Consider the following 12,452-nt stretch of genomic DNA (forward strand, 5'->3'; position numbering starts at 1 on the left):
GGTCAAGGCGCTGAGGCCTGCGAGAAGAAGTAGACGCCGTCCCGCACTTCGCGGACGGCCCGTCGTTCGACTTCGAGGCGCCGGAGGTGCGCCATCGCTTCGCCGGTCGCGAGGCCGAGGCTGTTGTCCTCGATCCGGCGGCCGAACAGGACCGTGAAGCAGTCGACGGCGCGGCGGGGCTCTTGAAGATGCTCGTAAAGAGCGTCGAGGCGTCCGCGATGCCCGCGGTCGAGCGCATCGAGACGGGCGTGGAGGCCGGTGAACGGCTCACCGTGCGATGGCAGCACGAACAGGCTGTCGGGGAGCGTCTTCAGCCTGGCAATCGAGTGGAGCCACTCGCCGAGCGGATCGGCTTCCGGCTCGCTGAGGCTCAGCGAGACATTGGAGGTGATGCGCGGAAGCACCTGGTCGCCGGCGATCATCAGCCCCCCGGCCTCGTCGATGAGGCAGGCATGTTCGGGGCTGTGGCCGCTGCCGACGAGCACCCGCCAGTCGCGGCTGCCGATGCGGATCACGTCGCCTTCGCTCATCCTGACGAAGCTGACGGGGACGGCGGTCACCACCGAGGCGAAGCGGCCCCAGCCCTTTGCCGCCTCGACGGCGATCCGCTGTTCCTCCCAGCCGGCCCCGCGCCAATAAGCGAAGGCCTCGCGCGGCGGCGCGTCCCGAACGTCGGCGGTGAGCATGCGCGCGAACAGCCACTCGCCGCGGGTCATCCAGAGCCGGACGTCGAACCGCTCGACCAGCCAGCCGGCGAGGCCGAGATGATCGGGGTGGAAATGGGTGACGACGATCCGGGTCGGCCGCCGCCCCTGCAAGGGGCCCGCGAGCAGCGCCTCCCACGCTTCGCGGCAGGGCGTGATGTCGAGCCCGGTGTCGACGACCGCGACGCCGTCGCCGTCATCCAGCAGCCAGACGTTGATGTGCTTCAGCGACCCCGGCACCGGCAGCCGCGCCCATCGGACACCCGGCGCGAGCTCTATGGCCTCGCCCGGCTCCGGCGCCTTCCGCCCGAGCGGGTAGGTGAGGCCCTTGTGGCTGTAAGCGCCGCCCGCGTCCGCCAGCGAGGCGTCCGAGGCCGGCGGCTCAGCTCTTGAAGGGATCGACAAAGCCCCGATCGCCGGCAGCGCTCTCATCGCCCGCCGGGCCGGCAAGCTCGGCAGCGAGCGCCGCTTCGGCTTCGCGTGCGTTGGTCTCGCGCTCGCGGCGGAGCTCGTCGAGCAAAGCCTCGCGGTCGCCGGCAAGGCGGCTGTCCTGCGGAGCGGGTTCGAGGCCGGCGGCCTTGGCGGCCTTGGCGACGACTGCGTCAAGCTCGCGCTGGGAGCAGAGGCCGAGCGTCACCGGATCCTTCGGCTGGATGTTGGCGATGTTCCAGTGGCTGCGGTCGCGGATCGCCGAGATGGTCGTGCGCGTCGTTCCGATCAGGCGCGAGATCTGGCCGTCGGAGACTTCCGGATGGTTGCGGATGATCCAGGCGATGCCGTCCGGCTTGTCCTGGCGCTTTGAGACCGGCGTATAGCGCGGGCCGCGGGTGCGGGTCGCCTTGTCCGGCTCCTTCTGGATGACGAGGCGGTACGAAGGATCGTCCTGGCCGCGGTTGATCTCCTCCTGGGTGAGCTCGCCGGCACGGACCGGATCGCGCCCCGTGAGCTTCGTCGCCGCGGTGTCGTCCGCAATCGCCTGGACTTCGAGGATGTGGAGCCCGCAGAATTCGGCGATCTGCTCGAAGGTGAGCGCGGTGTTGTCGACCAGCCAGGAAGCGGTCGCATGTGGCATGAGCGGCTGGGCCACGAAATCCTCCAGATAAAATAAGGGCCGCCCCTCACGGAGCGGCCGAAGCGTTAGGTCCCATGTAGATGCGAGGGGCCCGGAGGGCAAGCTTGTTCGGGGCAGCGCCTCACTGCCGCAGAGTCGCCGCAATTTCGGGTGAACCTCGCGCAGTTGGGAAGCCTGAGGGTCAGAAGGGGGGGCTCGATGAAAAAGCTGATGATTGCGACAATCCTGAGCGGGGCGGTTCTGTCTCCCGCAGCGCCGGCCTTCGGTGCCGACATCGAGGACGGCCGCACTGCCGGCCCTGCGCATTTCGGAGCCTTTGCCGGGGCTCGCCTGCGTATGCCGCTGGGCGGGAGCGAAAAGCCCAAGGCGGGCCTCGCCTTTACCAACGTCCGCCTGGACGGCTCCGGCGCAAGGAGGTTTTCCAAAGGCATCGAAGTGGGCTTTGCCGGCAGTGAGAAGCTGCAGGTATCGATCGCCGGGCGGCAGCTCGACCGGCTGGGCATGCAGCCCCTCGGCCGCGGTCCTGAGGGGCGGAAAGCCGGCGTCTCGACGATCGGCTGGGTAGCGATCGGAGCGGGCGTCGCAATCATCGTCGGCGCCGCTTTGTTCATCGACGCGGTCAGGGACTCCAGCGACTAGGCCGTTATCGGGATGTGGCGCGGCGAATTGGCGACGCGCTCCAGCCAGGCACCTACGTGAGGAAGGCCGGCGAGGTCGAAGCCGCCCTCCTCCGCCACGTGCGTGTAAGCGTATAGAGCGATGTCGGCGAGGCTGAGCCGCTCGCCGACGAAGAAGCTGCGCCGCTCCAGATGCTCGTCCATGAGCTTCAGCGCCGCCTCGCCCGCCGCCTTCTTCGCGGGCAACAGCGCCCGCTGCTCGTCGCTCAGCTGGCTCGTGCCGAGGAAGGCGATCCAGAACCGCAGCGTCGCGATGTTGGGCTCATGATTATATTGTTCGAAGAACATCCAGCGAAGCATGTCCGCGCGCTCGAAGCGGTCGTCCGGGATGAGTTCGGAGCCGTCGGCGAGGAAGAAAATCGCTGCGTCGCTTTCCGGAATGAAGCGCTCCCCAACTTGCAGCACCGGTATCCGGCCGTTCGGGTTTACCTTCGTCAAGAACTCCGGCGTCCGCGTCTCTCCCTTCGCGATGTCATATTCCCGACGCTCCAGCGGAAGGCCGAGCAGTGCGGCGGTGAGCCGAACCTTGTAGCAGTTCCCCGACAGCGCATATTCGTGAAGCACCAGCTTCTCGGTCATCTCACCTCCAACACGATTTTGCCGACATGGTCGCCGCTTTCCATTCGGCGGTGGGCGTCTGCCGCCTGCTCCAGGGGGAAGGTCTTGTCCATCACGGGCCTGAACCGGCCCGCCTCGACCTCCGGCCAGAGGAGACGCTCGATCTCGTCCCTGAGCAGGGTCTTGAATTCGACCGAGCGGGCGCGAAGGGTGGAGCCGGTGAGGGTCAGGCGCCTCAGCATCACGTTCCAGAGCGCAAGCTCCACCTTCGCACCCCGCTGGGCGGCGATCGAAACGTGGCGCCCCTCCTCGGCAAGGCAGGCGAGATTGCGCCGCAAATAGTCGCCGCCGACCATGTCGAGCACGATCTCGACGCCGTGGCCGCCGGTGATCCGCTTCACCTCCTCAACGAAGTCCTGGTTTCGGTAGTCGATGGCGTGCGCGGCACCGATTTCGAGCGCGCGGGCGCACTTCTCTGGCGACCCGCCCGTGACGATGACGGTGAGGCCGAACAGCTTCCCCAGGAGGATGGCGGTGGTGCCGATGCCACTGGTGCCGCCGTGGACGAGGATCGTCTCCCCTTCCCGCGCATAGGCCCGCTGAAAGACATTGCTCCAGACGGTGAACAGCGTCTCGGGAATCGCCGCGGCTTCGATCATCGAGAGCGTGTCCGGCACCGGCAGGCACTGCCCCAGCGGTGCGACGCAATATTGCGCATAGCCGCCGCCCGCCACCAGTGCGCAGACGCGGGCGCCGATGTTCGGCCCGGCGACGATGGTGCCGGCAACTTCGAGGCCAGGAATGGTGGGCGCGCCCGGCGGCGGCGGATAGTGGCCGAGGCGCTGGGCCACGTCCGGACGGTTCACTCCGGCGGCTTCGACCTTGATCAGCACCTCGCCGGAAGCCGGTCGCGGAACCGGCCGCTCCACCGGCTCCAGCACTTCAGGACAGCCCGGCGCATCGGGATCGATCGCGATCATGCTGGCCGGGAGGGTGTTCATTCGGTCACGCTGTCCGATCAATCGCTCAGGATGGCGCCGCTCTTGTTGACAGGATGCCGGCTCCGGTCAACGTTCGGTGCATGGACCTGGACGAACTTTTCCCGGGCAAGCCCGACGATCCGCTGACGCTGCTGACGCGTCAGGACCTGGATCCGATGTCGGTCGAAGAACTTGAAGGGCGGATCGCAATCCTGGAGGCCGAGATCGCCCGCGCCAGGATGAAAATCGACACCGCCGTAAGCTTTCGCGCCAGTGCCGATGCGATCTTCCGCAAATGAACCCGACTCGGATCATCGGCGTTAAATCGCCCATGTTTGTAGAAGCGTGCTTGATGAAGGGCCGAAGCGGCACGACATTAGAGCGAAGTCGCCCGTGATGCGCGCGGGCACGTAGGAGTAAGAAATGCCGTCCTTTGCCCGCGAACTCGAACAGACATTGCACACAGCCCTCGCTGAGGCGAGCGGCCGCCGGCACGAATATGCGACGCTCGAGCACCTTCTGCTCGCGCTCACCGAAGACACCCACGCTTCCAAGGTCATGCAGGCCTGCGGCGTCGACCTCAAAGAGCTTCGGGAAGCCGTTCGCCTCTATCTCGATAGCGAATTGGAAGCGCTGAAGGTGGAAGGGGAAACCGACCCCTCCCCCACCAGCGGCTTCCAGCGCGTCGTCCAGCGCGCCATCCTCCACGTCCAGTCCTCCGGCCGGGACGAGGTGACCGGCGCCAACGTGCTCGTCGCGCTCTTCTCCGAGCGCGAGAGCTATGCCGTCTACTTCCTGCAGCAGCAGGATATGAGCCGTCTCGATGCGGTGAGCTACATCAGCCACGGTGTCGGCAAGGGCGAGACTTCATCCGAGCCGCCCGAAGTGAAGGGCGTCGAGGAAACCAAGTCCGAGGACGGCAAGAAGAAGAACGAAAGCGCTCTGAAGCAGTTCACGGTCAACCTGAACGAGAAGGCGTCCGAAGGCCGCGTCGATCCGCTGATCGGGCGCTCGGCCGAGGTCGACCGGACCGTACAGATCCTCTGCCGCCGCTCGAAGAACAACCCGCTCTACGTGGGCGATCCCGGCGTGGGCAAGACGGCAATCGCGGAAGGCCTGGCGCGCAAGATCATCGAGGGCGACGTTCCCGAGGTTCTGAAGCCGGCGGTGATCTACTCGCTCGACATGGGCGCCTTGCTCGCCGGCACCCGCTATCGCGGTGATTTCGAAGAGCGGCTGAAGGCGGTGGTGACGGAGCTCGAGAAGCTTCCGCACGCCATCCTCTTCATCGACGAGATCCACACGGTGATCGGCGCCGGCGCGACTTCGGGCGGCGCGATGGACGCGTCGAACCTGCTGAAGCCGGCGCTTTCCGGCGGTACGATCCGCTGCATCGGCTCCACCACCTACAAGGAGTTCCGCAACCACTTTGAAAAGGACCGCGCACTCCTCCGCCGATTCCAGAAGATCGACGTAAACGAGCCGACGATCGAGGACACGGTGAAGATCCTGGCCGGCCTCCGCTCCGCCTTCGAGGAGCATCACAGCGTCAAGTACACGCCGGATGCGATCAAGGCCGCGGTCGAATTGTCGGCGCGCTACATCAACGACCGCAAGCTGCCGGATAAGGCGATCGACGTGATCGACGAGGTCGGCGCAATGCAGATGCTGGTGCCGCCGAACAAGCGCAAGAAGACGATCACCGTGAAGGAGATCGAGTCGGTCATCTCGACGATCGCCCGCATCCCGCCGAAGAGCGTGTCGAGCGACGACAAGAAGGCGCTGGAGCATCTCGACCGCGACCTGAAGCGGGTCGTGTTCGGCCAGGATGCCGCGATCTCGGTCCTCTCCTCCGCGATCAAGCTCAGCCGCGCGGGCCTCCGCGATCCGGACAAGCCGATCGGCAACTATCTCTTCTCCGGCCCCACCGGCGTCGGCAAGACCGAGGTTGCCCGCCAGCTCGCCTCGATCATGGGCATCCCGCTCCAGCGTTTCGATATGTCGGAATATATGGAGCGGCATTCGGTGAGCCGCCTCATCGGCGCGCCTCCGGGCTATGTCGGCTACGATCAGGGCGGTCTCCTGACCGACGCTGTCGACCAGCATCCGCATTCGGTGCTGCTGCTGGACGAGATCGAAAAGGCCCATCCGGACCTGTTCAACATCCTTCTCCAGGTAATGGACAACGGCAAGCTCACCGATCACCACGGCAAGACGGTCGATTTCCGTAACGTCATCCTGATCATGACCACCAATGCGGGGGCGAGCGACATGGCGCGCGAAGCGGTCGGCTTTGGGGCCATGACCCGCGAGGGCGAGGACGAAGAAGCGATCAAGCGGATGTTCACTCCGGAATTCCGCAACCGTTTGGATGCAATCGTTCCCTTCGGCTACTTGCCGCCGGAAGTCGTCGCCCGCGTCGTCGACAAGTTCATCCTGCAGCTCGAGCTTCAGCTGGCCGACCGCCAGGTGCATATCGAGCTCGACGAGGAAGCGAAGAAGTGGCTCACCGAGCGTGGCTATGACCGTCTGTACGGAGCGCGCCCGATGGGCCGCCTCGTTCAGGAGAAGATCAAGCAGCCGCTGGCCGAAGAGCTCTTGTTCGGCAAGCTGGTGAACGGCGGCGAGGTGAAGGTCCGCATCAAGGACAACGAGCCCGCCTTCGAGATCATCCCGGCACCGCCCAAGGCGGGCAAGAAGAAGGGCAAGAAAGCCGCTGGCGAAAGTGGCGAAGGCCAGCCCGGAGAGGGCCAGCCCGAAGCTCAGGCCTAAAGAAAAAGGCCGTCCCGTTCGGGGCGGCCTTTTTTGTTGGGGACTAGATGGCGGCAGCGGGCGGAGCCGCTTTCTTCCCTGCGCCGGACTCCCGCAGTCCGCCTCCCCGCGCTATTGCTGCTTCTTCAGCCGCAGGGGAGCAGTCATGTCCAACATCATCACATTCTACACCAACCCGATGTCGCGCGGGCGGATCGCGCGGTGGATGCTTGAGGAAGTTGGTGAGCCCTACGAGACGGTGCTTCTCGACTACGGCACCAGCATGAAGGCCCCAGAATATCTGGCCGTCAATCCGATGGGGAAGGTTCCCGCGATCAAGCATGGGGACACGGTGGTGACCGAAGGGGCGGCGATCTGCGCTTATCTGGCGGACATATTCCCCGACAAAGGCCTCGCGCCGCCGCCGGCGAGCCAGCTGCGCGGACCTTATTACCGCTGGCTGTTCTTCGCGGCTGGACCGGTCGAGGCGGCCGTCACGGGCAAGTCTCTCGGCCTGCTGGCGCCCGAGGAGAAGAAGACGATGGCCGGCTACGGCACGTTCGACGAGACGATGGCGGCGCTGGAGCAAGCGGTATCGCAGGGACCCTATATCTGCGGCGAGCAGTTCACTGCCGCCGACGTCTATGTCGGCTCCCAAATCGGTTGGGGAATGATGTTCGGAAGCATCGACAAGCGTCCGGCGTTCGTCGACTATGTCGGGCGCCTCCAGAGCCGTCCGGCGGCACAGCGCGCTCGCGAGATCGACGATGCGGCGATGCCGCCGAAAGAGGAGCGGCACGCGTGAAGCCCGAGATCCGCGCAGCCGCGCTAGCGCTCTACGACCGGTTCACGCACGAGGGCATGGACCGGCGCGCCTTCATGGCCGAATTGACGAAGATCGCGGGAAGCGCTGCCGCGGCGAGCGCGCTGCTGGCGGCGATCGCGGCGAGCCCTGCCGCCGCTTCGATGGTGTCGGAAGGCGACGAGCGGCTCCAGACCCGTACGCTCAAGTGGCAGCTGATCCCAGGCCGCATGATGAGCGGCTACGGCGCCGCGCCCGTCGGGGCCCGCGCCGACCTCCCGATGGTGATCGTGATCCACGAGAACAGGGGCCTCAACGACCATATACGAGACGTTGCGAGGCGGGTGGCGCTTACAGGCTTTTCGGCGGTGGCGCCCGATTTCCTGGCGCCTTCCGGCGGGACGCCTGCCGACCAGGACCAGGCACGGGAGATGATCGGGAAGCTCGATCTCGGTGCCACCGTCGCCGACGGGCGCGCGCTGATCGACTGGCTGAGTTCGCCCGCCGGCGGCTCGCGGAAGGTGGGCGCGGTCGGCTTCTGCTGGGGAGGCGGAATGGTGAACCGGCTGGCGGTTGCGGCCGGCCCTACCCTCAAGGCAGCAGTGCCCTTTTACGGGCCTGCTCCGGCCCCGTCGGAAGCTGCCAAGGTGCAGGCTGCGATGCTGATCCACCTCGCCGAGCGGGACCAGCGGGTGAACGCGACCGCCTTGCCGTGGGCGGAGGCGCTGAAGGCCGCCGGGAAGAACGTCACCAGCATCGTCTATCCTGGCGTCGAGCATGCCTTCCACAACGACACGTCGGCCGAACGCTACGACAAGCCGGCCGCCGACAAGGCATGGGCGGCAACGATCGACTTCTTCCGCACCCATCTCGCCTAGCCGGCGTAAAAAAAGGACCCGGTGTTTCCACCGGGCCCGGTTCTGCTCGCGTAGATTGAGGGCTTAGTCCCGCTGGCCCATGAAGTTGAGCAGGAAGGTGAACATGTTCACGAAGTCGAGATACAGGCTCAGCGCGCCCATGATGGCGGTCTTGCCGAGCATGTCCGTCCCCTGCACGTAGAAGTACAGGCTCTTGATCCGCTGCGTGTCGTAGGCGGTGAGGCCCGCGAACAGAAGAACGCCGATCGCGCTGATCGCCAGCGCCATCGCGCTCGACTGCAGGAAGATGTTGATGATCATCGCCACCAGCAGACCGACCACACCCATGATCAGGAAGGTGCCGAAGCCCGACAGGTCCTTCTTCGTCGTGTAGCCCCAGAGGCTGAGGCTGACGAATGCAGCGGCGGTCGCGAAGAAGGTCTGCGCGATCGAAGTGCCGGTGTAGACGAGGAAGATCGACGACATCGACAGGCCCATCACCACGGCGAAGGCCCAGAACAGAAGCTGGGTGGTACCGGTGGAAAGCCGATTGATGCCGAAGCTCAGCACCATGATGAAGGCGAGCGGCGAGAAGATGATGAGATATTTGAGCAGACCCGGCCCGCCCAAGATGGTCTGCGCATAGCCGCTGTTCGCGAAGAGCATCGCGACGATGCCGGTCAGAAGCACGCCCGAAGCCATGTAATTGTAGACCGACAGCATGTAGGACCGCAGGCCCGCATCGTAGGCGACGCCTTCGCGGCCGGCGGTGGTCGCCGAAGGCGGCGCTGCTGTCGCGCGCGGGTCAAATCCGTTAGCCATTTTCCCTACTCTCCTTTGACGGCAGAAATCCTTGCCGTTGAGGTGCAATATCGTGGTTCCGGGGGGGTGTTTCAAGCGAAACCGGTTCGCCGGAGCCTTGGGATCGGCTATCGGGCAGCGGCCATGCACCGCCTGTTCGTCGCCATCCAGCCACCTGACTCGATCCGGGAGCGCCTCCTCGGCATCATGGGCGGCATCCCCGGCGCGAGGTGGCAGGACGAAGCCCAGCTCCATTTGACGCTGCGCTTCATCGGGGAGGTCGACCGCCACCAGGCCGAGGACTTCGCCGCCGCTCTCGCATCGGTTCGGCATCCCCCATTCGAGATTGCGCTCGAAGGGGTGGGAAGCTTCGGCAAGCGCGGCAAGGGTGCGGTGTGGGCGGGTGTGGCCCCGCACGGCGACCTGAAGGCGCTCCACAAGAAGGTGGACCAGGCGTGCCTGCGCGCCGGCATCGCTCCAGACATGCGGGCCTATCACCCACACATCACCATTGCGCGGCTCGGACGGGGCGCGGGTCCCGTGGGGCCCTTCATTGGACGTTGGGCCGGCCTCTCGAGTGCCGCCTTTCCAGTCGACAGCCTCTGCCTGTACGAGAGCCGGCTCGGGTCCGAAGGCGCCAGCTACACGATCGTGGAGCGCTACTCGCTCGCCTGACCGGACCTTCTCTCATCCCGCCAGAGCAGATAGGAGTACACGATCGGGATCAGGGCCGCGGCGCCGATCCCGGTGACGACGATCGTCACAAGCAGGCCCGCAGGAAGCGGCAGCAGCGCCGACAGGATCGCGACCGCGCCCGCCCCCACCATCAGCTTGCCCGCCAGGCGGTGCGTCTTGATCCACACCTCCTCGCTCGAAAGCGTCCAGGGCGTACGCAGCCCGATCATGTACATCCGGCGGGATTTCCCCAGTTGGTTGCCGATCATCACCAGCACCACGCCCAGCCCGCCGGTGATCAGATGGTTGACAGGCACGCCCCAACCCAACGCCACCGAAAGCACCGACACTTCGATGATTGCCATGATCAGCAGCAATGCGGCCCATCCCCAAAGATACAGCCCCTGACTTCGCGAAAGGCCTTCCTGCTTCGGCTCCAGCGCCGGGAGCGCGTAGAAGAGGAGCGCGGTTGCGGCGGTGATACCGGGCGGCAGCAGCAATGCAGTCCATTTATCCGCCCAGCCGTCCGGCCGGCCATCAAGTCCCCAGTGGATCGGCAATCGACGGTCGGCCGGCAGCTCCAGCGCCACCAGCACACCTACTATGGTGAGGCCCAGGACCATCAGAAATGATGCCAAAGCCATGTTCCTCCGCGTCATGTCGCCTCTCCCCTCTGCCGTTCCGCCACGCCGATGCGCCCCATGAAGCCGAGCAGCGCCTCTTCGAGCACACTCAAATTGATGCTGTAGATGATAGTGGCGCCGCGCTGATCCGCCTGGATAAGGCCCGCTTCCTTCAGTTTGGCGAAATGAGCCGACATCGTCGGCTTCGACACTGTGAAGGCGTCGGCGAGCTCGCCGGCGGTTCTGGAGCCGCTCTTCAGCATTTCCAGAACCTCCCGTCGAGTGGGGTGAGCCAGCGCCTCGAAGACAGCGTTCACTTGCGGGGCCTCACGAAGTCAGCGACCGTGTCCACCACTCCCGCCGCGAGCGGCAGCGCGGGATCCGCATAGGTAGCGACATTCGCGCCGCGGTCGTCGGACGTGACAGCCTTGAGGACGTGGTTCACGTCCGGGAGCAGCGCCAGCTTCGTGCCGGCGCGGGCCGCCTTCAGCCTCAGCGCATCATCCACGCTCACCTGAATGTCTCGCGTGCCCTGCAGGACCAGCACCGATCCTGGATATTTTGCGAGCAAGACGGCGGGATCATAGGACAGGAGGCTGATCATCATGCCCTGCACCTGCGGCGCGAAGAGCGGCATCAGCGCCGGATGAAGGTTGGTCGTATCGACCCGCTTCCCCGCTTCGAGGGCGCCGATTGCTGCGAAGGCCTGCTCGAGCAGCGGCTCGTTGGCGGGATTGGCACGGAGTTGCTCGCGGAGGGCCATGCCAACGGGCCGCCCTGGAGCCGACGCGAGGATGATACCGCAAATGCCTGCCGTCTGTTCCGCGGCGGCAAGCGCGACCAGGCCGCCCTCGCTGTGGCCAAACAGCCAGACGCAGGACGCTCCGGTCCGCGCCTGGATCGCCTTGATCCAGCTTCTCGTGTCGGCGACGTAATCGGGAATCGTTACGGCATTTGCATCCGGCGTAGCGCCCGCGCTGGCGAACATGCCCCGCTTGTCGATCCGAACGCTGGTGATGCCTCGTTCCGCCAGCCCCTCCGCAAGAAGCCGGTAGGTGGCGGCTTTCACGCCAAGCGGATTGTTGCCGTCTCGGTCGGTGGGACCGGAGCCGGGGATGATCAGCACGACGGGCGCACCGGCCGCCTCGCCACTTATGGTGCCGCGCAACGCTCCGGCGGGGCCCGGCGCCTCGATCGCCGTCTCCTGCGGCGGCAAGGTCAGTGCAGCGGCCGCCACAGCGGCGGGAAAGGTCAGCATAAACAGCTCTCCTTTATTCGATTGTTAGGCAAATAGCGAAATTCGGGGCGCGGGTCAACTCGTTCGGGCGCCAAGCCTCCCCAGCAGGCGATCCACGACCAACCCATAGCTGGCGCCGAAGAGCCGAAGATGCACGAGCGCAGGGAAGAGCTGATAGACAAGACGCCGCTCCTCCCAACCGGGATCCAGATCGCCGTAGCTTTCCCAGAAGTGAGGCGGCGGCTCGCCGAAGAAGGTGAGCATCGCCAGGTCTACTTCCGCGTCGCCATGATAGCAGGCCGGATCGATGAGCGCCGCCAGCTTGCCGCCTTGAACGAGAATGTTGCCGCTCCACAAATCGCCATGGAGCAGCGACGGCGTTGGACGGTGCGGTAGCAGAGCGCTCAGCCCGGCGGCAACGCGCTCCACGCGCTCGCGCCACGGACGATCGAGCACTCGCGCGGTGGAAACCAGCCGCTGCTCCGCCCAGTAACCGGGCCAATCCACCCGCTCCCGGTTGTCCACTTCGACCGTACCGAGCCGGTAATCGACCGCCCAGCCGTAATGCTCGCCAAGCTTTCCATGGAGGCGGCGGAGCGCGGCGCCGATGTCCGACCATGCGTTGGCGCTGAACACACCATCATTCGGCACATGTTCGAGAAGCAACACGCCGGAATGCTCGCCCTCGACGTGGGGAACCGGAATTCCTGCGGCC

At 65.7% G+C, this 12,452-nt stretch carries 15 protein-coding genes; 6 read left to right on the plus strand and 9 right to left on the minus strand.

Annotated features, from left to right (window positions below):
• Positions 1-2: 2 nt before the first annotated feature.
• Together VF662_RS11000 and VF662_RS11005 are read right to left on the minus strand one after the other, a co-directional pair.
• Entirely contained in the window at positions 3-1,136 is a 1,134-nt protein-coding gene (locus VF662_RS11000; RefSeq protein ID WP_464141035.1) for an MBL fold metallo-hydrolase, read from the minus strand.
• Entirely contained in the window at positions 1,087-1,776 is a 690-nt protein-coding gene (locus VF662_RS11005) for a cell cycle transcriptional regulator TrcR (RefSeq protein ID WP_464141062.1), read from the minus strand. The genes VF662_RS11000 and VF662_RS11005 overlap by 50 nt, the downstream gene beginning before the upstream one ends.
• 198 nt (positions 1,777-1,974) lie before the next feature.
• Between VF662_RS11005 and VF662_RS11010 the strand changes: the two genes are divergently transcribed.
• Positions 1,975-2,415 (plus strand): hypothetical protein, encoded by a 441-nt coding sequence (locus VF662_RS11010; RefSeq protein WP_464141036.1) that lies wholly within the window; start codon positions 1,975-1,977, stop codon positions 2,413-2,415.
• Here VF662_RS11010 and VF662_RS11015 read toward each other — a convergent pair.
• Complete coding sequence (locus VF662_RS11015) at positions 2,412-3,032, minus strand: glutathione S-transferase family protein (protein ID WP_464141038.1); 621 nt, start codon at positions 3,030-3,032, stop codon at positions 2,412-2,414. The genes VF662_RS11010 and VF662_RS11015 overlap by 4 nt on opposite strands.
• A complete protein-coding gene (locus tag VF662_RS11020) occupies positions 3,029-4,012 on the minus strand; it encodes an NAD(P)H-quinone oxidoreductase (protein WP_464141040.1) in 984 nt (327 codons plus the stop codon). Before VF662_RS11020 ends, VF662_RS11015 begins: the two co-directional genes overlap by 4 nt.
• Positions 4,013-4,092: 80 nt before the next feature.
• Between VF662_RS11020 and VF662_RS11025 the strand changes: the two genes are divergently transcribed.
• From VF662_RS11025 to VF662_RS11040, 4 genes are all read left to right on the plus strand, one after another.
• Complete coding sequence (locus tag VF662_RS11025; RefSeq protein WP_464141042.1) at positions 4,093-4,290, plus strand: DUF1192 domain-containing protein; 198 nt, start codon at positions 4,093-4,095, stop codon at positions 4,288-4,290.
• Positions 4,291-4,414: 124 nt separating this feature from the next.
• Positions 4,415-6,763 (plus strand): ATP-dependent Clp protease ATP-binding subunit ClpA, encoded by a 2,349-nt coding sequence (clpA, locus tag VF662_RS11030; protein WP_464141044.1) that lies wholly within the window; start codon positions 4,415-4,417, stop codon positions 6,761-6,763.
• 145 nt (positions 6,764-6,908) lie between these two features.
• Positions 6,909-7,547 carry a glutathione S-transferase family protein gene (locus tag VF662_RS11035; RefSeq protein WP_464141046.1) on the plus strand — a complete coding sequence of 213 codons (639 nt, stop codon included), beginning with the start codon at positions 6,909-6,911 and terminating at the stop codon, positions 7,545-7,547.
• Positions 7,544-8,422 (plus strand): dienelactone hydrolase family protein, encoded by an 879-nt coding sequence (locus VF662_RS11040; protein ID WP_464141048.1) that lies wholly within the window; start codon positions 7,544-7,546, stop codon positions 8,420-8,422. Before VF662_RS11035 ends, VF662_RS11040 begins: the two co-directional genes overlap by 4 nt.
• Before the next feature lie 63 nt (positions 8,423-8,485).
• On the opposite strand, the gene VF662_RS11045 is transcribed toward VF662_RS11040, so the two are convergent.
• Positions 8,486-9,223: a Bax inhibitor-1/YccA family protein gene (locus VF662_RS11045; RefSeq protein ID WP_464141050.1), complete on the minus strand. Its 738-nt coding sequence runs from the start codon at positions 9,221-9,223 to the stop codon at positions 8,486-8,488.
• A gap of 123 nt (positions 9,224-9,346) precedes the next feature.
• Here VF662_RS11045 and thpR point away from each other — a divergent pair, with 123 nt between their 5' ends.
• A complete protein-coding gene (gene thpR / locus VF662_RS11050) occupies positions 9,347-9,877 on the plus strand; it encodes an RNA 2',3'-cyclic phosphodiesterase (protein ID WP_464141052.1) in 531 nt (176 codons plus the stop codon).
• On the opposite strand, the gene VF662_RS11055 is transcribed toward thpR, so the two are convergent.
• From VF662_RS11055 to VF662_RS11070, 4 genes are all read right to left on the minus strand, one after another.
• Positions 9,862-10,515 carry an SdpI family protein gene (locus tag VF662_RS11055; RefSeq protein WP_464141054.1) on the minus strand — a complete coding sequence of 218 codons (654 nt, stop codon included), beginning with the start codon at positions 10,513-10,515 and terminating at the stop codon, positions 9,862-9,864. The genes thpR and VF662_RS11055 overlap by 16 nt on opposite strands.
• A 17-nt stretch (positions 10,516-10,532) precedes the next feature.
• Entirely contained in the window at positions 10,533-10,817 is a 285-nt protein-coding gene (locus tag VF662_RS11060; protein ID WP_464141056.1) for a metalloregulator ArsR/SmtB family transcription factor, read from the minus strand.
• Positions 10,814-11,758: an alpha/beta hydrolase gene (locus tag VF662_RS11065; protein WP_464141058.1), complete on the minus strand. Its 945-nt coding sequence runs from the start codon at positions 11,756-11,758 to the stop codon at positions 10,814-10,816. The genes VF662_RS11060 and VF662_RS11065 overlap by 4 nt, the downstream gene beginning before the upstream one ends.
• Before the next feature lie 54 nt (positions 11,759-11,812).
• The coding region (locus tag VF662_RS11070; protein WP_464141060.1) for a fructosamine kinase family protein at positions 11,813-12,452 on the minus strand (640 nt) is incomplete at its 5' end.

The sequence above is a fragment of the Allosphingosinicella sp. genome, from assembly GCF_036387215.1.
Taxonomy (GTDB): Bacteria; Pseudomonadota; Alphaproteobacteria; order Sphingomonadales; family Sphingomonadaceae; genus Allosphingosinicella.